The sequence below is a fragment of the Rhodoferax sp. genome (assembly GCF_011391645.1).
In the GTDB taxonomy this organism is placed as follows: domain Bacteria; phylum Pseudomonadota; class Gammaproteobacteria; order Burkholderiales; family Burkholderiaceae_C; genus Rhodoferax.
In genome coordinates this window covers 1-21,303 of record NZ_JAABQC010000040.1, presented here as the reverse complement: position 1 = coordinate 21,303, position 21,303 = coordinate 1, and the positions used below count along the sequence as shown (strand labels likewise).

General features: G+C 61.4%; 24 protein-coding genes. 16 read left to right on the top strand and 8 right to left on the bottom strand.

Annotated elements, in window-relative coordinates; genetic code table 11:
• From GPS82_RS07100 to GPS82_RS07070, 7 genes are all read right to left on the bottom strand, one after another.
• Positions 1–265, bottom strand: a 265-nt coding sequence (locus GPS82_RS07100) for a S24 family peptidase (protein ID WP_296492687.1), incomplete at its 3' end; no start/stop codon positions are given.
• A gap of 20 nt (positions 266–285) precedes the next feature.
• The gene (locus GPS82_RS07095) at positions 286–1,761 is read right to left on the bottom strand and encodes a 2Fe-2S iron-sulfur cluster-binding protein (RefSeq protein ID WP_296492685.1); all 1,476 of its coding nucleotides are present in this window, start codon (positions 1,759–1,761) and stop codon (positions 286–288) included.
• A complete protein-coding gene (locus GPS82_RS07090; protein ID WP_296492683.1) occupies positions 1,758–2,657 on the bottom strand; it encodes a TauD/TfdA family dioxygenase in 900 nt (299 codons plus the stop codon). Before GPS82_RS07090 ends, GPS82_RS07095 begins: the two co-directional genes overlap by 4 nt.
• Before the next feature lie 6 nt (positions 2,658–2,663).
• A complete protein-coding gene (locus GPS82_RS07085; RefSeq protein WP_296492681.1) occupies positions 2,664–3,281 on the bottom strand; it encodes a hypothetical protein in 618 nt (205 codons plus the stop codon).
• 18 nt (positions 3,282–3,299) lie between these two features.
• A complete protein-coding gene (locus GPS82_RS07080) occupies positions 3,300–3,629 on the bottom strand; it encodes a TusE/DsrC/DsvC family sulfur relay protein (RefSeq protein WP_296492679.1) in 330 nt (109 codons plus the stop codon).
• A 31-nt stretch (positions 3,630–3,660) separates the two neighbouring features.
• Positions 3,661–4,275: a type I-MYXAN CRISPR-associated protein Cas6/Cmx6 gene (cas6, locus tag GPS82_RS07075; protein WP_296492676.1), complete on the bottom strand. Its 615-nt coding sequence runs from the start codon at positions 4,273–4,275 to the stop codon at positions 3,661–3,663.
• Positions 4,272–4,511 (bottom strand): hypothetical protein, encoded by a 240-nt coding sequence (locus GPS82_RS07070; RefSeq protein ID WP_296492673.1) that lies wholly within the window; start codon positions 4,509–4,511, stop codon positions 4,272–4,274. The genes cas6 and GPS82_RS07070 overlap by 4 nt, the downstream gene beginning before the upstream one ends.
• Before the next feature lie 328 nt (positions 4,512–4,839).
• Between GPS82_RS07070 and dsrA the strand changes: the two genes are divergently transcribed.
• From dsrA to GPS82_RS06990, 16 genes are all read left to right on the top strand, one after another.
• The gene (gene dsrA / locus GPS82_RS07065) at positions 4,840–6,117 is read left to right on the top strand and encodes a dissimilatory-type sulfite reductase subunit alpha (protein WP_296492670.1); all 1,278 of its coding nucleotides are present in this window, start codon (positions 4,840–4,842) and stop codon (positions 6,115–6,117) included.
• Positions 6,118–6,153: 36 nt separating this feature from the next.
• Positions 6,154–7,224, top strand: coding sequence for a dissimilatory-type sulfite reductase subunit beta (gene dsrB / locus GPS82_RS07060; protein ID WP_296492668.1), 1,071 nt, complete (start codon positions 6,154–6,156; stop codon positions 7,222–7,224).
• Between the two features lie 128 nt (positions 7,225–7,352).
• Positions 7,353–7,712 (top strand): sulfurtransferase complex subunit TusD, encoded by a 360-nt coding sequence (tusD, locus tag GPS82_RS07055; protein ID WP_296492665.1) that lies wholly within the window; start codon positions 7,353–7,355, stop codon positions 7,710–7,712.
• Between the two features lie 21 nt (positions 7,713–7,733).
• Positions 7,734–8,129 carry a sulfurtransferase complex subunit TusC gene (gene tusC / locus GPS82_RS07050; RefSeq protein ID WP_296492663.1) on the top strand — a complete coding sequence of 132 codons (396 nt, stop codon included), beginning with the start codon at positions 7,734–7,736 and terminating at the stop codon, positions 8,127–8,129.
• Between the two features lie 15 nt (positions 8,130–8,144).
• Positions 8,145–8,444, top strand: a complete 300-nt coding sequence (gene tusB, locus GPS82_RS07045) for a sulfurtransferase complex subunit TusB (RefSeq protein ID WP_296492660.1) — start codon at positions 8,145–8,147, stop codon at positions 8,442–8,444.
• 42 nt (positions 8,445–8,486) lie between these two features.
• A complete protein-coding gene (locus GPS82_RS07040) occupies positions 8,487–8,819 on the top strand; it encodes a TusE/DsrC/DsvC family sulfur relay protein (RefSeq protein WP_296492657.1) in 333 nt (110 codons plus the stop codon).
• A gap of 35 nt (positions 8,820–8,854) precedes the next feature.
• Complete coding sequence (locus GPS82_RS07035; protein ID WP_296492654.1) at positions 8,855–9,589, top strand: respiratory nitrate reductase subunit gamma; 735 nt, start codon at positions 8,855–8,857, stop codon at positions 9,587–9,589.
• Between the two features lie 9 nt (positions 9,590–9,598).
• On the top strand, positions 9,599–11,092 hold the full coding sequence (gene dsrK / locus GPS82_RS07030) for a sulfate reduction electron transfer complex DsrMKJOP subunit DsrK (protein ID WP_296492652.1): 1,494 nt from the start codon (positions 9,599–9,601) through the stop codon (positions 11,090–11,092).
• A 58-nt stretch (positions 11,093–11,150) separates the two neighbouring features.
• A complete protein-coding gene (locus GPS82_RS07025) occupies positions 11,151–13,109 on the top strand; it encodes an NAD(P)-binding protein (protein WP_296492651.1) in 1,959 nt (652 codons plus the stop codon).
• 4 nt (positions 13,110–13,113) lie between these two features.
• Positions 13,114–13,554 carry a hypothetical protein gene (locus GPS82_RS07020; protein WP_296492649.1) on the top strand — a complete coding sequence of 147 codons (441 nt, stop codon included), beginning with the start codon at positions 13,114–13,116 and terminating at the stop codon, positions 13,552–13,554.
• Positions 13,551–14,318 carry a sulfate reduction electron transfer complex DsrMKJOP subunit DsrO gene (gene dsrO, locus GPS82_RS07015; protein ID WP_296492646.1) on the top strand — a complete coding sequence of 256 codons (768 nt, stop codon included), beginning with the start codon at positions 13,551–13,553 and terminating at the stop codon, positions 14,316–14,318. Before GPS82_RS07020 ends, dsrO begins: the two co-directional genes overlap by 4 nt.
• 14 nt (positions 14,319–14,332) lie before the next feature.
• Positions 14,333–15,556 carry an NrfD/PsrC family molybdoenzyme membrane anchor subunit gene (gene nrfD, locus GPS82_RS07010; protein WP_296492643.1) on the top strand — a complete coding sequence of 408 codons (1,224 nt, stop codon included), beginning with the start codon at positions 14,333–14,335 and terminating at the stop codon, positions 15,554–15,556.
• Between the two features lie 12 nt (positions 15,557–15,568).
• Positions 15,569–17,341, top strand: coding sequence for a cobyrinate a,c-diamide synthase (locus GPS82_RS07005; RefSeq protein ID WP_296492640.1), 1,773 nt, complete (start codon positions 15,569–15,571; stop codon positions 17,339–17,341).
• Between the two features lie 20 nt (positions 17,342–17,361).
• Entirely contained in the window at positions 17,362–17,739 is a 378-nt protein-coding gene (locus tag GPS82_RS07000) for an iron-sulfur cluster biosynthesis family protein (protein WP_296492637.1), read from the top strand.
• Between the two features lie 8 nt (positions 17,740–17,747).
• Positions 17,748–18,527, top strand: coding sequence for a uroporphyrinogen-III C-methyltransferase (cobA, locus tag GPS82_RS06995; protein ID WP_296492634.1), 780 nt, complete (start codon positions 17,748–17,750; stop codon positions 18,525–18,527).
• A 119-nt stretch (positions 18,528–18,646) separates the two neighbouring features.
• Positions 18,647–19,555 carry an acyl-CoA thioesterase II gene (locus GPS82_RS06990; RefSeq protein WP_296492632.1) on the top strand — a complete coding sequence of 303 codons (909 nt, stop codon included), beginning with the start codon at positions 18,647–18,649 and terminating at the stop codon, positions 19,553–19,555.
• A gap of 93 nt (positions 19,556–19,648) precedes the next feature.
• Here GPS82_RS06990 and GPS82_RS06985 read toward each other — a convergent pair.
• Positions 19,649–21,303: S8 family peptidase (locus GPS82_RS06985; protein ID WP_296492629.1), on the bottom strand; the 1,655-nt coding region annotated here is incomplete at its 5' end.

Below are 21,303 nucleotides of genomic sequence, written 5' to 3'. Positions count from 1 at the left end.
GCAGCAACCAGCCAGTGTCGGTGCGAAGCAGTTGCCTGAAGGTCCATTCCTGCTCATGCATGGCCAGCACGTAGGAGCCATCCTTGGCCAGGCCCTCGGGTTCGATCAGGATGATCTCGCCCTCCAGAAACTCCGGCGCCATGCTGAAGCCCTGAACCATCAGCGCAAACGACTCGCCGCCGGCGCATTCGGGCAGGGTTGCATCAAAGGCGGTTTTGGTCGCTTCAACATAGGTGTTGCTGGCATCGGGGGCGTGTGTTTGCATGGGTCTTTTGGGTTAAACAATCAGAGCAACAGGGTGGCGATCTGGGTTTCGGCAACACCTGCGGCGCGCAATTCATCGTGCAGCGTGAGAATGAATTCTGACGGGCCGGCCAGGTAAAAGTCGCAGTCGATGTCAAACAGGTCGGCCCGCATGGCCTGGGCGATTTGCCAGGCTCCCAGGGCGGCGTCGGGATGCGTGACCAGCTCGTACTCAAACTGGTCCAGCGCTTCCGACCAGGCCCGACACTGGTTGCTGTAGAAATGGCCATCCGGGCGTGTTGCCAGCCAGAACAGCGACAGCGACGGCGCGGCATCGAGTGACAAGGCGTACTCGATCAGGCTTTTGATCGGACCAAAGCCCGCATCGCAAGCGGCAAACACCAGCGGTCGGTGGCCCTCGGTCAGCACAAATTCACCACTCGGGCCGAGCACGGACACGGTCGAGCCGGGCTTGACGTCACCGGCAAACAGGCGCTGCGCAAAACTGTCGGCCGGGTTGTGGGTGATAAAGAACAGCAAATTGCGCTCGTCACACGGGCAACTGGCCAGCGGGTAATGGGTCGACGCGTCTTCAGCCCCGGCCATGGTCCAGCCCAATTGCACCGACTGGCCCGCCATGAACCGCAGCCGATGGCTGCGCGGGGTTTGCAGGTGCAACAAAATCGTGCCAGCTGCCAGCCGGTTGATGGCCCGCACCTGGGTGGCAATCAGCTGCTCCGGAATGTCGCGCGGGTCGCTGGCTTCCAGCAACTCCAGCGTCAGCTCGCCGCTGGCGGCGGTGTGGCAGCACATCAGGGTGTAGCCCTGGGCTTTTTCGGCCTCCGAGAGCGGGTAGTCAAAGTGCTGGGTCTTGGCCACATCGCCCGAGACTACGCGCACCTTGCACATGCCGCAACTGCCATTGCCGCAGCCGTAGTTGAGCCTGAGACCGGCGTGCAAACCTGCCTGCAGCAGGTTGGCGCGACCCTCCACCGCAAACTGGTGACCGCTGGGTCGCACCGTGACTTGAGCCGTCATGACTTTGAGCATATCGTCCATTACCTCCAGCATGTCAACCGGCTCGGTGGCCAGCGCCTGCGCCAGTCCCTGTGTGATGTGGTGTTCCAGTGTCAGCCAGCTGGCGGCACCCGGCTGCTGCTTGAGTTGCCCGCGAATTTCGTGCTGCAGGGCCACCACCAGCTCATGGTACCGCTGCAGGTGCTTGCGCACGTCGGCGAGTTCCTGGCTTTGCGCAAACAGGCGCTGCGCCAGCACTTCCTGACTCGGCAGCATGCGCTCGCGCACGCGTTTGCCAAAGGCTTCATCGCGGATCTGGGTGACCCGCTCCAGCAGGCCCGACTCTTCCAGCTGGGCATCAGGGTACAGCTGCAGCAACACGTCGGTCGAGACCCAGCCGTCGTTGAGCACCAGGCTGCCGTCTCGCACCTTTTGTTGCAGCACGCCGCGCGCCACGCCCAGCAGCTGGGCGGCACGCCAAACACTGACCTGATGGCTCATGGTGTGAAGACTCCTGTGGCTGGCCGGGCGATCCGGTCCAGATAACGCGCCCGGTACAGCAGGCGGGGCGCCTGGGGGTTGTCTTCGAAGCCGGCGCGGTCATGCAACACGTTGTTGCACACCAGGCCCATGCCGGCTTCCAGGCGCAAACGAAAAATATGGGGGCTGTCGCTGGCCAGGAAATCAGCCAGAAACGCCACCGCGTCTTGGGTGGCGGCATCGTCTTTCCAGACAATGCTGCGCGTGCGTGCGGTGTAGCGCATGTGAAGTTTGCCGCTCAGCGCGTCGACCATGAACACCGGACCGGCTTGCTCGGGGCGGGCGATGCCGTCATCGTCGAGCCGCTCGGGGATGGTCATGGCATCAAACGCCATCAGGGCGCGCACCCAGTCGGGGTTGGCGTCGCGCAGGGCAATGTAGGCGATTTCATGGTTCATCAGCGCGGTGTCGCCGCCCTGGCGCGCCGGGCGCACACAATGCAACACCATGCCCCGGATCGGTCGCGATTGTGGGTGGTAATAGCCGTCGGTATGCCACTTGATGGGGCGATTGGTGTAGGGGATGAACGCGGTGCGGTCGCCTGTGGGGGTCGCCACGGCAATCGGTGAAATGCCGTCTTCGTCGGCCAGCCAGTTGCCGTCGAGCTGGTGCAGGCCGAGCTGGCGCGCCAACTGCACCGGAATGGCCTTGTCCTCGGTGACCACCGGGCTGCGGTAGATGGCCATGTTGGCCGCCTCGCAACGCTGCAACAGCGCCTCGCGCTCCTGCGCGGCCAGTAACCGGGGGTCGGCCACATCCACGATCAAATCGGTCGCCTGGCTTGGTTGGCGGGCCAGCGTGGCGTCACGCCAGCGCTGGTAGGCATCCCGCTGTGTCAGGTCAAAGGGGGAATTCATGGCGGGTCAGTCGCCCGTATTCGCGGCGCGGGACGCGCGCGCCGACCGGGGTTCGGTGGACAACACGCCGTCCATGCCGCGCTTGATCATGTCAAGGGCATCTGGCACTTCGCTGGCCATGATCTGGTCAACCACCCAGCGCTGGTCTTTTTGCGGCATCAACGCCTCAATGCGGTGACCGAGGTAGCGCATGAATGCAAAGTCGGGCCCGTGGGCATCAAAGCCAAAGTCGGCGTAGTGCTCTGACAAGTCGTTGAACAGGTCAATGAACTGCTCGTAGCGGCTGGCCTGGCCGGCGGCGGGCTCGCCCATCAGGCCGTCCTCGTTGTCCTGCAGGATTTGCGCCACGCGCTGCACCAGGGCGGTCATGAATTCGCCGCGCTCGCTGTCCTCCATGCGCTCGTGGGCCATGCGGTCGAGCACCTGGGTTAAAAACACCAGCACCTCGCGGGTGAAATCAAAATACTGCGGTCCGATCTCGATGTCAAAACGCGCCGTGCGCATTTGCTTGAGCGTGTTTTGCGCCACGCGCCAGGTGATGAAGGCCATGGCGCTGGCGTTTTGCTGCGGCGTCTTGGCGGGGCCGTCGCGAAACCACTGGCTTTTGATTCTCAGCTTGGCCATTGCTTGTTCCAGGGCATGTCAGTACCCGCCCTTGCCCAGCGGTTGCGGCAGGGCCGCCACTTTGGGGCCCTGCTTGGCGGGGCCGATGGGAAACAGGTCGTACAGGTACTTGCTGTCCACTTCAGGGCGAATCTCGGCAAAACCCTTGAGCATGTTGCGGAAGTTGGGGGTATGGCCGTGCTCGCGGTATTGCTCGCGCAGATAGTTGATCACCTCCCAGTGCGCATCGGTCAGGATGATGCTTTCAGCGTCGGCAATGACGCGCACCGCCTCATCCTCGTACATCGGCTCCAATAAAAAACCTTGCTCGTCGGCTTCATACTCGGTGCCATTGATGGTGTAAGCCATGTAACTTCTCCTTGTTTCAGTTGGTGAATTCTTAAACTGCGGCAGCGGACTTATGCGGGATGAAAATGCCGCAGCCCAGCAGCCGGTGCGGGCCGATGCCGTGCTGTTGCAGGTGCAGCGAGGGCTCCGGGGCCAGTCCGTGCAACATCAGGCTGAAGGTGGTGGCAGCGCCGCTGTCAAACGTCAGACGCTGGCGCTTGCCGCACACACGTTCGCCGCCAACACCCAGCGCGGTCAGCTCGCGCGAAACCATAGCCATGAAGGTCACCTCGTCGGCATCAGCCGCCGCCACATGGTAGGCATAGAGCGTGGTGTGCGGCACCAGTTCACGTACATGCGGCGCGTCCAGATGCAGGGCCTGGCCCGCCACCTCGAGGTCGATGGCCGGGCTGCTCAGCAACCCGGTGGCACGCTCACGCGACAGGCGCAGCAACAGTTTGGTGCGGCCCGACAGCATCGCCTGGGCATCAAGGCCTGGCACCAGCTTGATGTTTTGAACGCCTGCCAGCGGCTCAGCCTCCAGCCAGGGCCAGACGCGGCACAGGGCGCCTTTGAGTGCCAGCGCATGGTCACGCGGCAAAAATCGCCCGCGGACCGGGAAGATCAGGTCGACTGTGGGACAGGGTTCAGTGGCAGCTGGACTCATGCCGGATCCTGCGGAACGATCTCGTTGTCGGGCTGGCTTGATGCCCAGCGCAGCAAGGCCTCGCCCCACAGCCGGGCCGATTGGGCGTCGATGTCGAACACGGTAAAGCGGCTCTTTTCGCGAATACGGGTGCGCAGCAGGCTCATGCTGCCGCCTTCAAAGTCGAGTTGTTGCAGTTCAATCACTTGCGCACTCACAGGAATCGTGAATTTCACAAGTGGCGTCAGGGTGGTCATGGTGTGGGTAATCGCTTGTAAAAGAAGAAGCCAAACGCTAAAAGTCAAGACTCTTTTTCAGGGGTCAACGGGGCTGAAGCGCCCCTCGCCACGCATGCCGCTATTGGGCGCAAAGTCAGCACCGGTCGTCTATTACCGGGAAGGGTGGGGTGATATAGCCCATATGGGTAGCCCCAAATACCCAACGAGGGGGATGGTGGACACCAGGGTCGGGCCGTACTATTTGCCCCACGGTTGACACCGTAGCGCTGGATGCCAGCCAGCGGGTCAACACACCCGGTTCGACGAATCAGCGCAGGATGTGCGCGCCCTTGACAGGAGACACCCAATGAGCATTAAGCAACACGACACCCCCATGCTTGACCAGCTTGAAAGCGGTCCATGGCCCAGTTTTGTCACCGGTCTGAAGCGACTGGCCAAGGACAGCGAATACATGACCGACCTGGTGGGTCAGCTGGAGCATTCGTACAAAACCCGCAAGGGCTACTGGAAGGGCGGCACCGTCGGTGTGTTCGGTTATGGCGGCGGTGTCATTCCGCGCTTTTCCGAAGTGGCTGAAATGTTCCCGGCGTCCAAGGAATTTCACACGCTGCGCGTGCAACCGCCCGCCGGCATGCACTACACCACTGACGTGCTGCGCAAGATGTGCGACATCTGGGAGCGCCATGGCTCCGGCCTGATCGCCTTTCACGGCCAGTCGGGCGACATCATGTTCCAGGGTGCCAGCACCGCCAATGTGCAGGGTGCTTTTGACGAAATCAACGAACTCGGCTTCGACCTCGGCGGCGCCGGCCCGGCGGTGCGCACCAGCATGTCGTGCGTGGGTGCCGCGCGCTGCGAGCAGTCGTGCTTTGACGAGGCACGCGCTCACCGCCAGGTGCTCAACACATTCCTGGATGACATGCACCGTCCGGCCTTGCCTTACAAGTTCAAGTTCAAGTTTTCGGGCTGCCCCAATGACTGCATGAACTCGATCCAGCGTGCTGACATGGCCGTTATCGGCACCTGGCGCGACAACATCCGCACCGACGAGGTGATGGCGCGCAAATGGTATGAAAAACACGGTATGACCGAACTGGTCAACGACGTGGTCAGCCGTTGCCCGACCAAGGCCATCATGCTCAAGGAGATCAAGGACGTTGCCAAGGGTGACAAGATTTCCAGCGTGGCCGTCAACGACACCCAGTGCCTGGAGATCGACAACAGCAACTGCGTGCGCTGCATGCACTGCATCAATGTGATGACCGGCGCGCTGGCCACTGGCGTCGACAAGGGTGTCACGGTGCTGATGGGCGGCAAGCGCACGCTCAAGATTGGCGACCTGATGGGCACCGTGGTCATTCCCTTCATGCCCATGACGACCGAGGAAGATTACGAGGCGCTGGTGGAGTTGGCGCAGAAGTCGATTGACTTTTTTGCCGAAAACGCCCTGGAGCACGAGCGCACCGGCGAAATGATCGAGCGCATCGGCCTGATCAACTTCCTGGAGGGCATTGAGGTCGAGATCGACCCCAACATGGTGTCCACGCCACGCACCAACCCCTACGTCCGCACCGATGGCTGGGACGACGAAGTGGCCAAGATCAACGCCCGCAAAGCGGCCTGAAGCCGGCTTGTCCTCAACTGATTAAGAAAGATCACCATGGCAACTATGCGCACCCCCGTCGAGAGCGGCGTTCCAGACAACAAGCCGTTCCTGCACCCCCTGATGGCCAAGAACTATGGCAATTGGAAATACCACGACCGGCCCCGTCCGGGCGTGCTGCACCATGTGGCCCACAGCGGCGACCAGATCTGGACCGTGCGTGCCGGCACGCAGCGCCAGATGGACCTCTTTACCATCCGCAAGCTGTGCGACATTGCCGACACCTATGCCGACGGCCATGTGCGTTTTACCATCCGCTCCAACATCGAGTACATGGTGAGCGACCCGGCGCGCGTCGAGCCGCTGGTGGAAGCGCTGACCAACAACGGTTTCCCGGTGGGTGGCACCGGCAACTCGGTGTCGGCCATTGCCCACACCCAGGGCTGGCTGCACTGCGACATTCCGGGCACCGACGCGTCGGGCGCCGTGAAAGCCCTGATGGATGACCTGCACGCCGAGTTCATCAAGGAAGACATGCCCAACCGCGTGCACCTGTCCACCTCCTGCTGCGAGATCAACTGCGGCGGCCAGGCCGACATTGCCATCGTGATGCAGCACACCAAGCCGCCCAAAATCAACCACGACCTGGTAGCCAACATGTGCGAGCGCCCCACGGTGGTGGCGCGCTGCCCGGTGGCGGCGATTCGCCCCGCCATGGTCAACGGCCGGCCGTCGCTGGAAATCGACGAGTCCAAATGCATGTGCTGCGGCGCCTGCTTCCCGCCCTGCCCACCGATGCAGATCAACGACCCCGAGCACAGCAAGCTGGCGATCTGGGTGGGCGGCAAGAACTCCAATGCACGCGGCAAACCGACCTTCATGAAGATGGTGGCCTCGGGGCTGCCCAACAACCCGCCACGCTGGCCCGAAGTGTCGGCTATGGTCAAGAAGATTCTTTACACCTACAAGGAAGACGCACGTTCCTGGGAGCGCGTGTCGGACTGGATCGAGCGCATCGGCTGGCCCGCCTTCTTTGAAAAATGCGACCTGCCGTTCACCAAGTACCTGATCGACGACTGGCGCGGTTCGCGCTCGAGCCTGAACGCATCGACCCATATCCGGTTCTGAAACTTTGTGGGTCAGACCAAGATTTGCGCCGCAAATTTGCTCTGACCCCAACTACCCTGAAACTTTGCGGGTCAGACCAAGATTTGCGCAGCAAATTTGCTCTGACCCCAACTGACTAGAGACAAAATATGAAATTCGGCATCCTCGTCAACGAAGGTCCCTACACGCACCAGGCGTCTGACAGCGCCTACCAGTTTGCCGTGGCCGCCTTGGCCAAGGGCCACACCATTCAGCGCGTGTTTTTTTACCATGACGGCGTCAACAACGCGACCCGGCTCACCGAGCCACCGCAAGATGACCGCCACGTGGTCAACCGCTGGTCGGCGCTGGCGACCGAGCACAAGGTCGACTTGGTGGTGTGTGTGGCCGCCGCCTTGCGCCGTGGCATCAAGGACGAAGTGCTGGCCCCGGGTTTTCGTATTTCTGGCCTGGGCCAATTGGTGGACAGCGGCATCAAGGCGGACCGCCTGGTCACGTTCGGCGATTAACCCGTTTAAGAGAAACACACCATGAGCGAACAACAAAGCACTGCGCCCAGCGGCCCCAAAGTGAAGAAATTCATGTTTGTCAACCGCAAGGCCCCCTACGGAACCATCTACGCGCTTGAAAGCCTGGAAGTGGTGCTGATCACCGCCACCTTCGATCAGGACGTGAGCCTGGTGTTCATGGACGATGGCGTCTACGAACTTGCAAAGGGTCAGCAGACCAAGGGTATCGGCATCAAGAACTTTTCGCCAAGTTACCGTGCCCTCGAAGGCTACGACATCGAAAAGCTCTATGTCGACCAAGCTTCACTCGATCAGCGCGGTTTGACGGAAGCTGACCTGCTGGTGCCGGTCGAGGTGCTCGACGACCAGCAAATGGGCGAGCTGATGGCGCAGCAAGACGTGATCCTGAGCTTCTAAGAATAGGTAAGAACCATGTTGCATATCGTTAACAAATCTCCTTTTGCCACCAACGCGCTCGACACCTGCCTGCGCATGGCGCAAGCTGGCCACGCCGTGCTGCTGATCGAGGACGGCGTCTACGCCGCCACGCAAGGCAGCGCCACGGCCGAGCGCATGCGCCAGGCCAGCGCCAAAGTCAGCCTGTTTGTGCTGCAGCCCGACCTTGATGCCCGCGGCATGACGGCCAAGCTGCTTGACGGCATCACACCGGTGGACTACGCGGGTTTTGTTGACCTGGTCGAGAAATACCCCACCTCCCAATCCTGGCTGTAAACCAGCCAGTACTCCCCTATTTATTTTTAACTGGAGAATCCCATGAGTTTTGAAATCAACGGCCAAACCTACGAAACCGACGAAGAAGGTTACTTGCTGAACCTGGCCGAATGGACCCCCGAGGCTGCCGTTCACCTGGCCGAGGAAGAAAAAGTGCCGCTCAGCGACAACCACTGGGAAGTCATCAATTTCCTGCGCGAGTACTACAACGAGTACCAGATTGCCCCGGCCGTGCGTGTGCTGACCAAGGCCATCGGCAAGCGATTTGGCGAAGAAAAAGGCAACAGCAAGTACCTGTACGACCTGTTTCCCTACGGCCCGGCCAAGCAGGCCTGCAAGATTGCCGGTTTGCCCAAGCCCACCGGTTGCATCTGATCTGACCTGACCACAACGAACTTGCGGGTTTGACCATGTCTGCGTTGACCATCATTTATGCGCTTTTGTTCTACGTCGCAACCCTGGTGTTGGTCGTCGGACTGGCCCGCAAGATTCTCAGCTATGCCAAGACTCCCGCACCCCTGAAAATCCCCACCACACCCGCGCCCACCACGGCCGCCGGGGTGCGCTGGCGCATGACGCGCGAGGTGGTGTTGTTCGAGAGCCTGTTCAAGTCCAGCAAATGGACGTGGATTTTCGGCTGGCTGTTTCATGTGACCCTGTTGCTGGTCACCCTGCGCCATTTGCGCTATTTTCAAGACCCGGTCTGGCTGCCCGTGGTGCTGGTGCAACCCTTTGGCACCTATGCCGGTTTTGCCATGGTCGCCGCTTTGGGCGGACTGTGGGCACGGCGCTGGCTGGTGGACCGGGTGCGCTACATTTCCACCCCGTCCGACCACCTGATGCTGGCGCTGCTGCTGGCCATTGGGCTGAGTGGCCTGGCCATGCGTTTTGTGGTGCACACCGACATCGTGGCGCTCAAGGCCTTCATGCTTGGCCTGATGCGCTTCAACTGGCAGCCGCTGCCTGCTGACCCGGTGTTGCTGGTGCACCTGGCGCTGGTGGCGCTGCTCATGATCATTTTCCCGATCAGCAAACTGTTGCATGCGCCCGGACTGTTTTTCAGCCCGACGCGCAACCAGGCTGACAACGCCCGCGAAGTTCGCCATATTTCGGCCTGGGCAGCCGCGCTGGACAAAAAAGCGTAAGCACACACCATGGCAACTGCTAAGTTCGAAACCCCCAAGCTCAAGAGCTACCCGGTCATCCCCCTGGTGCAGGTTGGGGCGATGTCGCACATCAAGTCGTTCCCGGCGTCGGGTCCGATCCAGCAAGCCCTGGGTTTTCCCGAGGAACTGGCGGAAGACTGGCAGGAAAAAGCCATTGCCAAGATGGGCGAGATGCTGGGCAAGTACCGCTCGCTGCAGGTCTACATGGATGCCTGTGTGCATTGCGGCGCCTGCTCCGACAAATGCCATTATTTCCTCGGCTCGGGCGACCCCAAAAACATGCCGGTGGCGCGCCAGGACCTGATGCGCAAGGTGTACCGCCGCTACTTCACCTTTGCCGGCAAACATTTCCCCAAACTGGTGGGCGCGGTCGACCTGACGCGCGAGGTGCTCGACGAGTGGTACAGCTATTTCAACCAATGCTCCGAGTGCCGCCGCTGCTCGGTGTTTTGCCCTTACGGAATCGACACTGCCGAGGTCACCATGGCCGCGCGCGAGATCATGGATTCGATCGGCCTGGGCCAGAAGTATTCCAACGAAATCATCGGCAAGGTGCACCGCATCGGCAACAACCTGGGCCTGCCGGGCCCGGCACTGATCAACACCCTCGAAGGTCTGGAAGAAGACACCAAGGACGAAACCGGGCTTGATGTCAAGTTTCCGATCGACGTCAAGGGCGCCGAGGTGCTGCTGATCACGCCGTCGGCCGACTTTTTCTCGGAACCGCACGTGGAAAGCCTGATTGGCTACGCCAAGGTATTCCACGCCGCCGGCATCAGCTGGACGCTGAGCTCGCACGCATCCGAGGCGGGCAACTTTGGCATGTTCATTGGCAACTATGAGCAGATGCGCAACATCTCGATGCGCGTCAAGGAAGCCGCGCTGGAACTCGGCGTGAAGCGCATCGTGGTTGGCGAATGCGGCCATGCCTGGCGCGTGGCCTACAGTTTCTGGAATACCTTGATTGGCCCGTTCGATTACCTCGACCAGCGCTACCCGGTGCCGCAGCACATCTGCGAACTCACCGACGACCTGATCCAGCGCGGTGCCATTCAGTTCGACAAAGAGGCCAACGACAACCGCATCATCACCTTCCACGATTCGTGCAACGTGGCGCGTGGCTCACGCATGGGCAGTGTGGCTGGGGGGCAGTTTGTCATACCCCGGCGCATCATCACTTCGGTGGCCAACCATTTTCACGACATGGCGCCCGAGACCATCCATGAGAGCACCTTCTGCTGCGGTGGCGGTGGCGGCCTGTTGACCGACGATCTGATGGAATTACGCGTCAAGGGTGCCCTGCCGCGAATGGAAGCCCTCAAATACGTGGTGGACGAGCACCGGGTGAACTTCATGGCCACCATTTGCGCCATTTGCAAAGCCCAGTTCACCAAGGTGCTGCCGTATTACGGCTTCAACATGAGCATGGTGGGCGGTGTTCACCAGTTGGTCAGCAAGGCGATTCGCCTGGGCGACAAGTAGCGCCGGCTTCCTACGCGCTGTATTCATACTTTCAAGCATAAAACCAGGAGACTCCGACATGTCTGCGAACCCCGAAACCATTGAAGTCAAACCCTTGAACTTCCGCCGTTACAAGGATGGCGATACCAAGGTGAAGACCTGGCAGGCCAAGATTTTTGACGCCGACCATTCGCATAAATGCCCCACCTACATCCAGAGCACGCCGCCCTGCCAGGGCAGTTGCCCTGCCGGCGAAGATATTCGCGGCTACCTCAACATCGTGCGTGGCATCGAGAAGCCGCCGGCCGGCATGGTCTGGCAGGAGTATGCGTTTCGCCGCCTGACCGAGGCCAACCCGTTCCCGTCGGTGATGGGCCGGGTCTGTCCGGCGCCTTGTGAATCGGGCTGCAACCGCAACCAGCTTGAAGACTTTGTCGGCATCAACTCGGTCGAGCATTTTCTGGGCGACTACGCCATCACGAACAAGCTGGCCTACAACAAGCCGGCGCAGCTGACCGGCAAGACCGTGGCCGTGATCGGTGGCGGCCCGGCCGGCATGTCCACTGCCTACCAGTTGGCGCTCAAAGGCCACTCAGTCACCATTTTTGACGAGCGCGCTGAGCTCGGCGGCATGATGCGTTACGGCATTCCGGGTTTCCGCACGCCGCGTGATGTACTCGACGCCGAAATTCAACGCATCCTGGACCTTGGGGTCGATGTGCGCATGAATTGCCGCATTGGCACCGACATCACCATGGCGCAGATTCGCGAACAGTTCGACGCTGTCTTTCTGGGCCTGGGCGCGCAGGCGGGCCGGGCCTTGCCGGTGGAGGGAGCCGATGCGCCCAACTGCGTCACCGCCACCTCGTTCCTGAAGGCCTTCAACGACGGCCGCCTGCGCCATGTGGGCAAACGCGTGGTGGTGATCGGCGGTGGCGACACCTCCATTGACGTGGCCACGGTGGCGCGCCGTTTGGGTCATATCGAAAAAATCCATGAGTCCGACCGCCCCGAGCACGCCATTGCCGGCCATGTCGCCCACGACGTGGCAGCGGCGTCGGTGCGCCAGGGCGCCGAGGTCACCCTGACCACCATTTTTGACATCGAGAAAATGCAGGCCTCCAAACACGAGGTTGAACACGCCTTGTCCGAGGGCATCACCATCCGCGGCAGCATGGCCCCGGTGGCCGTGATCCGTAGCGAAGACGGCCGCGCCATCGCCCTGCGCATCATTCGCTGCGAAGCCAAGATGATTGGTGGCCGGCTCGACATCAAGAACATCGAAGGCACCGAGGAAGACATCCCCGCTGATCTGATCGTGTCGGCCATCGGCCAAGCGGTGGACTTTACCGGCCTGGAAGAATTCAACAATGGCAAGGGCGCCATCAATTCCGACAAAAATTACCAGGTGGCGGGCCAGCCCGGCTTCTTTGTTGGCGGCGACGTGGTGCGCCCGCATTTGCTCACCACCGCCATTGGCCACGGCGCCATTGCGGCCGACGGCATTGACCGCTTCCTGCAAAACGAGGCCCCGGAAAAGCGCCCAAAGATTGATGTGCATACCTTTGACTTGACGCGCAAGCTGATTGAAAAGGGCATGACGCTGACCGAAGTCCATGAACCCACCCGGGGCACCGACAAGAGCACCGCGGCCATTCACAACTTTGACAACCGCTCGGACCGATATGTGATCTCACACAAGGAACTGTTCCTTGGGCATTTCGGTTTTGTGCCGCGCAACAAGCGGGGCATTGTGTCGCTCAGCGCGGAGGAGGCGCTGGACAACTTCGAGGAGCGCCTGCAGCCCCTGCTCCAGGCGCAGGCGGTGGCCGAGGCCAAGCGCTGCATGAGCTGCGGCCAGTGCTTTGAATGCGACAACTGCGTGGTCTATTGCCCGCAGGTGGCGGTGTTCAAGGTGCCCAAAGCCAAGTCCACCATCGGCCGTTATGTCGACACCGACTACAGCAAGTGCATTGGTTGCCATATCTGCGCCGACGTCTGCCCCACAGGTTATATCCAGATGGGCCTGGGGGAGTAACACCATGTCTCGGCGCACCTGGAGTTCCTTTGTTCGCGTGTGGCAGGCGCTGCTGCTGGGTGTATTCCTGGCGGCCAGCTTTCCGGCGACAGCACAAAGCCCGGCTGGCGCCGGCCAGGGCTTGCAACCGCTGGTGACGAAGGCACGCGGGGGCCAGTGTGTGGATGATCCGGCGTTCATGCGCCGCAACCACATGGCACTGCTCAATCACCAGCGCGATGACACCGTGCATGGCGGAATTCGCAATAACAAGTACTCGCTGAAAGCCTGCGTGGCCTGCCATGCCAGCCCGACCAGCCAAAGTGTCAGCGCCGAGGCCGGTGATTTTTGCCAGAGTTGCCACACCTTTGCTGCGGTCAAGATTGACTGCTTTGGCTGTCACGCCAGCAAACCGCCCGCCATCGGCGCCCAAGCCGCGCTGGCACAGCCACAGGTCAAACCATGAAGCACGAGCACAACAGTTCTCCGTCCGGGGCTGTCGCCAAGTCGTCAAGTCGGCGTGGCTTTCTGGGCGTTGCCGCCGCTGGCATGGCCGGCATTTTGCTGGCGCCAGGCGTTCGCCTGATCGAAATCGCCCAGGCCGCTCCGGTTGCCGGGGGGGTCAGCAGCAAGGTGCGCTGGGGCATGCTGATCGACAGCAGCAAGTGCGCCAGCGGTTGCACCGATTGCGTCACGGCCTGCAATACCGAAAACGGCCTGTCGGGTGGCACACTGCCGACCGATTCGCAGTGGATCCGCAAGATCGAAATCAAGGAAATTCGCAGCGGCAAGACCCAGTCGCTGCCGATGATGTGCCAGCACTGCGCCGAGCCACCCTGTGTGGATGTCTGCCCAACCGGCGCATCATTCAAGCGCGCTGACGGCATTGTGCTGGTGGACAAGCATATTTGCATCGGCTGCCGCTACTGCGTGATGGCCTGCCCCTACAAGGCGCGCTCGTTTGTGCACGAGCCCCTGAGCAACCAGAAGACCGATGTGCCGCGCGGCATGGGCACGGTCGAGGGCTGCACGATGTGTGTGCACAAGGTCGACAAGGGCGAACAGCCCGCCTGCGTCACGGCCTGCTCCAGTGCGGGCCACGGCGCCATTTTGTTTGGTGACCTGAACAACCCCGAGAGCGAAATCTCCAAGCGGGTGGCCAGCTACCCGTCGCGCCAGATTCGTGAAGACCTGAACCTCAACACCGGCGTGCGCTACAGCGGCATCTGAAGGAAGACAAAGTCATGAAACTTGTTTTGCGCCCCCTGAAAGACACGCAACAAGGCTTTTACCTGTTGCTGGGCGGATTTGCCGTGCTGCTGGCAATGGGCCTGGGGGCTGTTTGGTATGTGGAGCACAACGGCCACATCGTGACCGGCATGAACAACCAGATCGTCTGGGGCTTGCCCCATGTGTTCGCGGTGTTTCTGGTGGTGGCGGCCTCGGGCGCGCTCAACATTGCCTCGATGTCGTCGGTGTTCGGCAAGACCGAATTCAAGCCGCTTGCGCCCCTGTCCGCGCTGCTGGCGATTGCGCTGCTGATCGGTGGCCTGATGGTGCTGATGCTGGACCTGGGCCGCCCCGACCGCCTGATCATTGCCATGACGCACTTCAATTTCAAGTCGATCTTTGCCATGAACATCTTCTTGTACTCGGGCTTTGTCGGCTTTGTGGTGGCTTACCTGTGGACCATGATGGAGCGGCGCATGAACCGCTTCACGCCGCTGGCCGGTTTTATGGCCTTTATCTGGCGCCTGGCGCTGACCACCGGCACGGGTTCCATCTTTGGTTTTCTGGTGGCGCGCCAGGCTTACGACTCGGCACTGCTGGCGCCGCTGTTCATTGCCCTGTCGCTGAGCTACGGCCTGGCGGTGTTTATCTGGGTGCTGATGCTGGCCAGTGAGGGCAGCGCGCGGCCCCTGGGCGACGCGCTGATGGCCCGACTGGCAAGGCTGCAGGTGATTTTTATTGCCGCCGGCTTTTATTTTGTGCTGGTCTATCACCTGACCAATATGTATTTCACCAAGCACCATGACTTTGAGCGTTTCATACTGATTGAAGGCGGCATTTACACCGCCATGTTCTGGCTCGGGCAAATCGTGCTCGGCAGCCTGCTGCCTTTGGTGTTGCTGCTGGCGCCCGGCATTGGTGCCCTGCGCCGCCGCATTGCGGCCAGCGCCGGGCTGGTGATTCTGGGCGGCTTTGCGCAGATGTACGTGACCATCATCGGTGGTCAGGCCTTTGGCCTGGTGCTGTTCCCCGGCTCGCAGGTGAGCAGCAGCTTCTTTGATGGTGTCACCGCCAGCTACACCCCCAGCCTGCCCGAACTGCTGCTGGGCCTGAGCGGCGTGGCGGTGGTGGGGCTGATTGTGATGCTGGCGCTCAAGGTGATGGGCTTTTTGCCTGAGCGCATGGACGATGCGGCGCTGGAAATGGCCCCGCCCCAGGCCAGCTCGGCTGCTGCCTGACGTTGGTTGGCCATGTCACGTTTCCTGGTTTCAGCCGCGCACAAGTCATCGGGCAAAACCACGGTCAGCATCGGCCTGTGCGCCGCCCTGACGGCACGCGGCCTGACCGTGCAGGCGTTCAAAAAAGGCCCGGACTACATTGACCCGATGTGGCTGGCACAAGCCAGCGGCCGGCCCTGCTTTAACCTTGACCCCTACCTGATGACGTCTGAGCAAATCAGCGCCAGCTTTTCCCGTTTTTCCGGGTCAGCCGACATCAGCCTGGTCGAAGGCAACAAGGGCTTGTACGACGGCTTGGCGCTTGACGGCAGCAACAGCAACGCGGCACTGGCCCAGTTGCTCGACTTGCCGGTGGTGCTGGTGCTGGATGCGCGCGGCATGACGCGCGGCATTGCCCCCTTGATTCTGGGCTACCAGGCTTTTGATGCGCGCATTCGTATTGCGGGTGTCATCTTGAACCAGCTCGGCGGCAGCCGCCATGAGGCCAAGTTGCGCGCCGTGATCGAGCATTACACCAACGTGAGCGTGCTCGGCGCCATTGCCCACGACCCGCAACTCGGCCTGGTCGAGCGCCATCTGGGGCTGATGCCGAACCAGGAATGTGACGATGCCGTGCAGCATGTGCAAACCATCGGTCAGCGCATTGCCGAACAGGTGGACCTGGGCCAGATTATTGCACTGGCCAACAGTGCTTCCCATGTGATCCCAAGCGCCCCAGGCAGTCCGGAAGCCCTGGATTGCGGGTCGGAGCCCGCAATGACAGCCCACCCAGGCCAGCCCCTGCGCCTGGGCATCATGCGCGACAAGGCCTTTGGTTTCTATTACCCCGACGACCTGCTGGCACTGCAAGCCGCCGGTGCCGAACTGGTGCCGGTGAATGCCTTGCAGGACAGCGCCTTGCCGGCCGTGGATGGCTTGTTCATTGGCGGTGGTTTCCCCGAGGTTTTCATGCCCGAGTTGCAGGCCAACACCGCTTTGCGCAGTAACATCCGCAGCGCCATCGAGGCCGGCCTGCCGGTGTATGCCGAGTGCGGCGGTCTGATGTACCTGGCCCGCACGCTGCGCTGGAAGGAGCAGCAGGTGGACCTGGTGGGCGCGTTGCCGGTTGATGTGCTGATGCACGAGCGCCCGGTGGGTCGTGGTTATGTCAGCCTGCAAACGACGCCCGATGCGCCCTGGCTGACGGCGCCAGAGCAAGCCGGGCAAACACTGCGCGGCCATGAATTTCATTACTCCAGCCTTGAAAACGTGCCGCCCGGCCTGAAATTTGCGTACAAGGTGCAGCGCGGTCATGGCATTGACGGCCAGCGTGACGGTCTGGTGTACCGCAATGTGCTGGCCTCGTATTCACATTTGCGCACCGGCGCAAGTTCGGACTGGGCCAGGGAGTTTGTCAACTTTGTACGGAGGCAAAAAATGGCAGATCAAACGCAAGTTGCCGCCGCGCCACGCACCGTGCTCGTCAAAGGCCAGTCGGTGGCGACTGACGTGGAAGGGTATCTGAAGAACCTGGAGGACTGGTCCGAAGACTTTGCCCGCGCCCAGGCCGAGTCAGAAGACCTGACGCTGACTGCGGCCCATTGGCAGGTGATTTATTTCTTGCGCGCCTACTTTGAAGAGCACCGGGTGCAGGCGCAAGTGCGCGCCATGATCCCGCACTTTGCCAGGCTGTGGGGCCCCGAGTTGGGCAACAATCACCACTTGCATGCGATGTTCCCGGTGGGTGGACCCCAAAAACAAGGCAACCGCCTGGCTGGTCTGTTGAAGACCAAGGGCGAACATTAATTTTTACAGGAGCACAACCCATGTTTAACTTGACCCCTGCAGCTGCCCAGCAAATCCGGCAGGCCGCCCAAGCCAGTGGTGCTGCCGAACTGGCCCTGCGCGTGGCCGCCAAAAAAGATGCCGCTGGCGACCTGCAGTACGGCATGGGCTTTGATGACCCGAAAGACGAAGACATGAAGCTTGACCTGGAAGGTGTCGCGGTGGTCATCAATGGCGAGTCCCAGGAACTGCTGTTTGACACGATGCTCGACTTTGTTGAACTGAATCCGGGTGAATTCAACTTTATCTTTGTCCCGTCCAGCCATCCTGTCTGCGGTGGTGGCTCGGTGACCACAAGCAGCTGTGGCAGTGGCGGCTGCAGCGGTGGTGGTTGCGCCAGCAAAGGGGCTACCCATTGAAAGCTGATGTGAAAAACCTCATTCCTGATATCGGACGCGTTTACCTGGTCGGCGCCGGCCCGGGTGACCCGGAACTGCTCACGCTGCGCGCGGTGCGCCTGCTTCAGCAGGCCGATGTGATCGTTTACGACAACCTGGTGTCTGAAGGCGTGCTTGAGTTTGTGTCACCCACGGCTGAGCGTATTTACGCTGGCAAGCGGCGCAACGAGCACACCCTGCGCCAGGAGCAAATCAATGCGCTGCTGGTCAAGCTGGCCGGCGAGGGCAAGCAGGTGGTGCGCCTGAAGGGCGGCGACCCCTTCATCTTTGGCCGTGGCGGCGAAGAGTTGCAAACGCTGGCCGCCTCGGGCGTGGCGTTTGAAGTGGTGCCGGGCGTGACGGCGGCCTCCGGCGTGTCAAGTTACGCGGGTATTCCGCTCACGCACCGCGACCATGCGCAATGCTGCCTGTTTGTGACCGGTCACCTCAAAAATGGCACGGCCGACCTCGACTGGCCCAGCCTGGTGCGCCTGAACCAGACCGTGGTGATCTACATGGGCCTGAGTGGCCTGCCCGAAATTTGCCGGCAAATGGTGGCGCACGGCTCGTTGCCTGAGTTGCCCATTGCCGTGGTCCAGGACGGCAGCCTGCCGACCCAGAAGGTGGTTACCGGAACGCTGGCCAACATGGCGGAGCGCGTGGCGCAGGCCGGCCTCAAATCACCCTGCTTGACGATCATTGGCGAGGTGGTCAAACTGCACCAGGAACTGGCCTGGTACGAGCCCGCCAAAACTGCTGCACTTGCCTGAGTGGCGCAGTCTGCCCGGGCCGGCCTGGGGTTTGGTCGCCGCCCGGCCTGCTGGACTCGGCCCGCGGTTTAAATTGGCGCCGACAATAGTCGGTAGACACATCAACGCCTGAGACCCCCATGCAGACCGACACTTCAGTGCCAGCCAGTGCCAGCATCCGTGCTTCCACCGCCCTCGAACAACTGCTTGCACTATTCAAGCTCGAATACCTGCAGCCTGACCACTATGTGGGGCAAAGCCTCGATTTGGGATTTCGGAATTTGTTTGGCGGACACATCCTTGGGCAGGCGCTGGTGGCTGCGGGAAATACCTGCGAACAACGCAACGCCCATTCCCTGCACGCCTACTTTCTTCGCGGTGGCAACCCGCATGCACCCATCCATTACAACGTGGACCGCATCCGGGATGGCAGCAGTTTCAGCGTGCGCCGCGTGACGGCCTCCCAGGGCGGCAAGGCGATCCTCATCCTGTCATCATCATTTCAGGCGCACGAGGAAGGATTCGAGCACCAGACGGTCATGCCTGACGTGCCCCCGCCCGAGTCGCTTGCCAGGGCCGTCAACACCACCCGCCCGGTCCCTGAACTGGTTCCCGCCGCGGCTGAACTGAAACCAGCCAGCAACCTCGCCATAGAAATGCGCCCCGTTGATCCTGTCAACCAGCGTCAGCCTGAAAAGAAGGCACCGATTCAATCCTTCTGGTTCCGCGCCGAGGGCCGTGTGCCCGACAACCCGGCCATGCAGAAATGCCTGCTGGCCTACGCCTCTGACTTCGGCTTGGTAGCCACCTGTTTGAGGCCTCATGGCGTGGTCTATTCCCAGCCCGACATGGTGACGGCAAGCCTTGACCATGCCATGTGGTTCTACCAGGATTTCCGCATCGATGACTGGCTTTTGTACGCCATTGAGAGCCCGGTTGCAGGCCATGCCAGGGGCATGAACCGCGGCAACATCTTTCGCCGCGATGGAACGCTCGTCGCCTGCGTGGCGCAGGAAGGCTTGATCAGACGAATTGGCGAGCACGGATAAGTCCGTTGTGCCAGATGACAGTTTCATGGCCGGGCACCCGGCCGCCCATGGTGAAAGCCCCAAGCCGCTGGAGGCCGCCGCCCGGGTGCGTCGTCAGGGTTTGGCTACTTTGAGATTGCTCAATGTGTTGCCCGTGGCGTTATAACTCAGGTTGGTCCCCGTGATGCCTTTCACCGAGTAGGTGGTCGAACTGGTCTTGTTCGACAGGTTGCCGGTGGTGACGCTGCAAGCACCGTTGCTGCCGGTGGTGCAACTCACCGATGACCCGCCTGCCGTGAAACTGCCAGCCACGGTGGCGCCGCCCACGGGCGCTTTGTTGGCATCGGCCACTGTGACGGTGACTGTTGCGCGCCAGCCATTGCGAACCGCCGTGGCACTGCCCGCGAGGTTGGCGACCGATACGACGGTCAACGAGGTGTCAGGCGGTGGGGTCGGTGAAGAAGACCCCAGCGTGTAGATCAACAAGTTGGCCGATCCAGAACCCGCGCTGGTCACCTTGGCTGTGGTGGCGGCTGTCAGAATCGAATTCGTCACTGTCGCAGCACTGGCTGTCGGTTGGTCTTGCAGGACAAGCGCAGCCAGCCCCGCGACGTGGGGCGAGGCCATTGAGGTGCCGCTGAGGGTGGCGGTCGCGGTGCTGGAGGTGTACCAGGTCGATTTGATGGAGCTGCCCGGGGCGAACAAATCAAGGCAACTGCCGAAGTTGGAATACGAGGCCCTGGCGTCAGCGCTGGTGGTGGCGCCAACCGTGATGGCCGAGGGCTCACGGGCGGGCGAATAATTGCAGGCGTTGGCGTTGTCATTGCCAGCCGCAACCACCACGGTGTATCCCGCTGCCACCGTGTTGGCCACGGCCGTGTCAAGTGACGAAGACGCGCCACCGCCGAGTGACAGGTTGAGCACGCCCGGACGCTGGCCGTTTTTGGCCACCCAGTCCACGCCTGCGATCACGCCGCTCATGGTGCCCGAACCATTGCAGTCCAGCACACGGACCGGTACCAGTGTCACAGCCTTGGCGATGCCCCAGGTTGCGGCGCCGACGGTGCCCGCCACATGGGTGCCGTGGCCATTGCAGTCGCTGGTGCCGTAGCTATCGTTGATTGCGGTGTAGCCGGCAGTAACGCGACTGCCAAAATCAGTGTGGGACGCCAAAATACCGGTGTCCACCACATAAGCCCGGACACCGCTGCCCGTGGCGTTGTAGGTATAACTGGCGCTCAGGGGCAAGTCGCGCTGGTCAGCACGGTCGAGTCCCCAGGTGGCACTGGTTTGGGTGGTCTGAAACGCGGTCACCGCCATGTCGCGCTCAACATAGTCGACATTCGGGTTCTTCTCCATGGCTTCCAGGAATGCCTCTGCGGCGGCCGAGGGCAGGCGCACAGCAAAGCCCTTGAGTGCGGTTTCATAGTTGAACGTGACCTGGCCGCCGTGCGCGGAGGCCAGCCGTGCAGACTCGGCCGCCGGGCTGCCCGGCAATGCGCGAACGACAACAATGTAATTGCTGAATGTCTGGCTGCTTTTTAGAGCAAGCATTTTGACGCTTGGAACGTCTGACGAAATCGCTTGAACCGAAATGACCGGCTCAACTGCATCGCCGTCAGTCGTGTCCACCAGACCTGGCAGTTCCAAGGGCCTGCTGCGCTTCGGCAGCAGCGCAGGCAACTGCGTTTTGAGCGTTTGCACAACGTCACGCATTTGCTCACGGACAGCCGCACCGCCTTCCTCTTGCGCCAGGTTGGCAACGGCTT

What these genes read in the sequence shown, in the direction of transcription:
- nrfD (WP_296492643.1), top strand. Translation starts at nt 14,333, where the DNA reads ATGAAACTTGTTTTGCGCCCCCTGAAAGACACGCAACAAGGCTTTTAC.
- GPS82_RS07040 (WP_296492657.1), top strand. Translation starts at nt 8,487, where the DNA reads ATGAGTTTTGAAATCAACGGCCAAACCTACGAAACCGACGAAGAAGGT.
- GPS82_RS07035 (WP_296492654.1), top strand. Translation starts at nt 8,855, where the DNA reads ATGTCTGCGTTGACCATCATTTATGCGCTTTTGTTCTACGTCGCAACC.
- GPS82_RS07070 (WP_296492673.1), bottom strand. Translation starts at nt 4,511, where the DNA reads ATGACCACCCTGACGCCACTTGTGAAATTCACGATTCCTGTGAGTGCG.
- GPS82_RS07025 (WP_296492651.1), top strand. Translation starts at nt 11,151, where the DNA reads ATGTCTGCGAACCCCGAAACCATTGAAGTCAAACCCTTGAACTTCCGC.
- dsrO (WP_296492646.1), top strand. Translation starts at nt 13,551, where the DNA reads ATGAAGCACGAGCACAACAGTTCTCCGTCCGGGGCTGTCGCCAAGTCG.
- GPS82_RS07095 (WP_296492685.1), bottom strand. Translation starts at nt 1,761, where the DNA reads ATGAGCCATCAGGTCAGTGTTTGGCGTGCCGCCCAGCTGCTGGGCGTG.
- GPS82_RS07085 (WP_296492681.1), bottom strand. Translation starts at nt 3,281, where the DNA reads ATGGCCAAGCTGAGAATCAAAAGCCAGTGGTTTCGCGACGGCCCCGCC.
- GPS82_RS06990 (WP_296492632.1), top strand. Translation starts at nt 18,647, where the DNA reads ATGCAGACCGACACTTCAGTGCCAGCCAGTGCCAGCATCCGTGCTTCC.
- tusD (WP_296492665.1), top strand. Translation starts at nt 7,353, where the DNA reads ATGAAATTCGGCATCCTCGTCAACGAAGGTCCCTACACGCACCAGGCG.
- cas6 (WP_296492676.1), bottom strand. Translation starts at nt 4,275, where the DNA reads ATGAGTCCAGCTGCCACTGAACCCTGTCCCACAGTCGACCTGATCTTC.
- tusB (WP_296492660.1), top strand. Translation starts at nt 8,145, where the DNA reads ATGTTGCATATCGTTAACAAATCTCCTTTTGCCACCAACGCGCTCGAC.
- GPS82_RS07080 (WP_296492679.1), bottom strand. Translation starts at nt 3,629, where the DNA reads ATGGCTTACACCATCAATGGCACCGAGTATGAAGCCGACGAGCAAGGT.
- GPS82_RS07090 (WP_296492683.1), bottom strand. Translation starts at nt 2,657, where the DNA reads ATGAATTCCCCCTTTGACCTGACACAGCGGGATGCCTACCAGCGCTGG.
- dsrB (WP_296492668.1), top strand. Translation starts at nt 6,154, where the DNA reads ATGGCAACTATGCGCACCCCCGTCGAGAGCGGCGTTCCAGACAACAAG.
- tusC (WP_296492663.1), top strand. Translation starts at nt 7,734, where the DNA reads ATGAGCGAACAACAAAGCACTGCGCCCAGCGGCCCCAAAGTGAAGAAA.
- GPS82_RS07005 (WP_296492640.1), top strand. Translation starts at nt 15,569, where the DNA reads ATGTCACGTTTCCTGGTTTCAGCCGCGCACAAGTCATCGGGCAAAACC.
- dsrK (WP_296492652.1), top strand. Translation starts at nt 9,599, where the DNA reads ATGGCAACTGCTAAGTTCGAAACCCCCAAGCTCAAGAGCTACCCGGTC.
- GPS82_RS07000 (WP_296492637.1), top strand. Translation starts at nt 17,362, where the DNA reads ATGTTTAACTTGACCCCTGCAGCTGCCCAGCAAATCCGGCAGGCCGCC.
- GPS82_RS07020 (WP_296492649.1), top strand. Translation starts at nt 13,114, where the DNA reads ATGTCTCGGCGCACCTGGAGTTCCTTTGTTCGCGTGTGGCAGGCGCTG.
- dsrA (WP_296492670.1), top strand. Translation starts at nt 4,840, where the DNA reads ATGAGCATTAAGCAACACGACACCCCCATGCTTGACCAGCTTGAAAGC.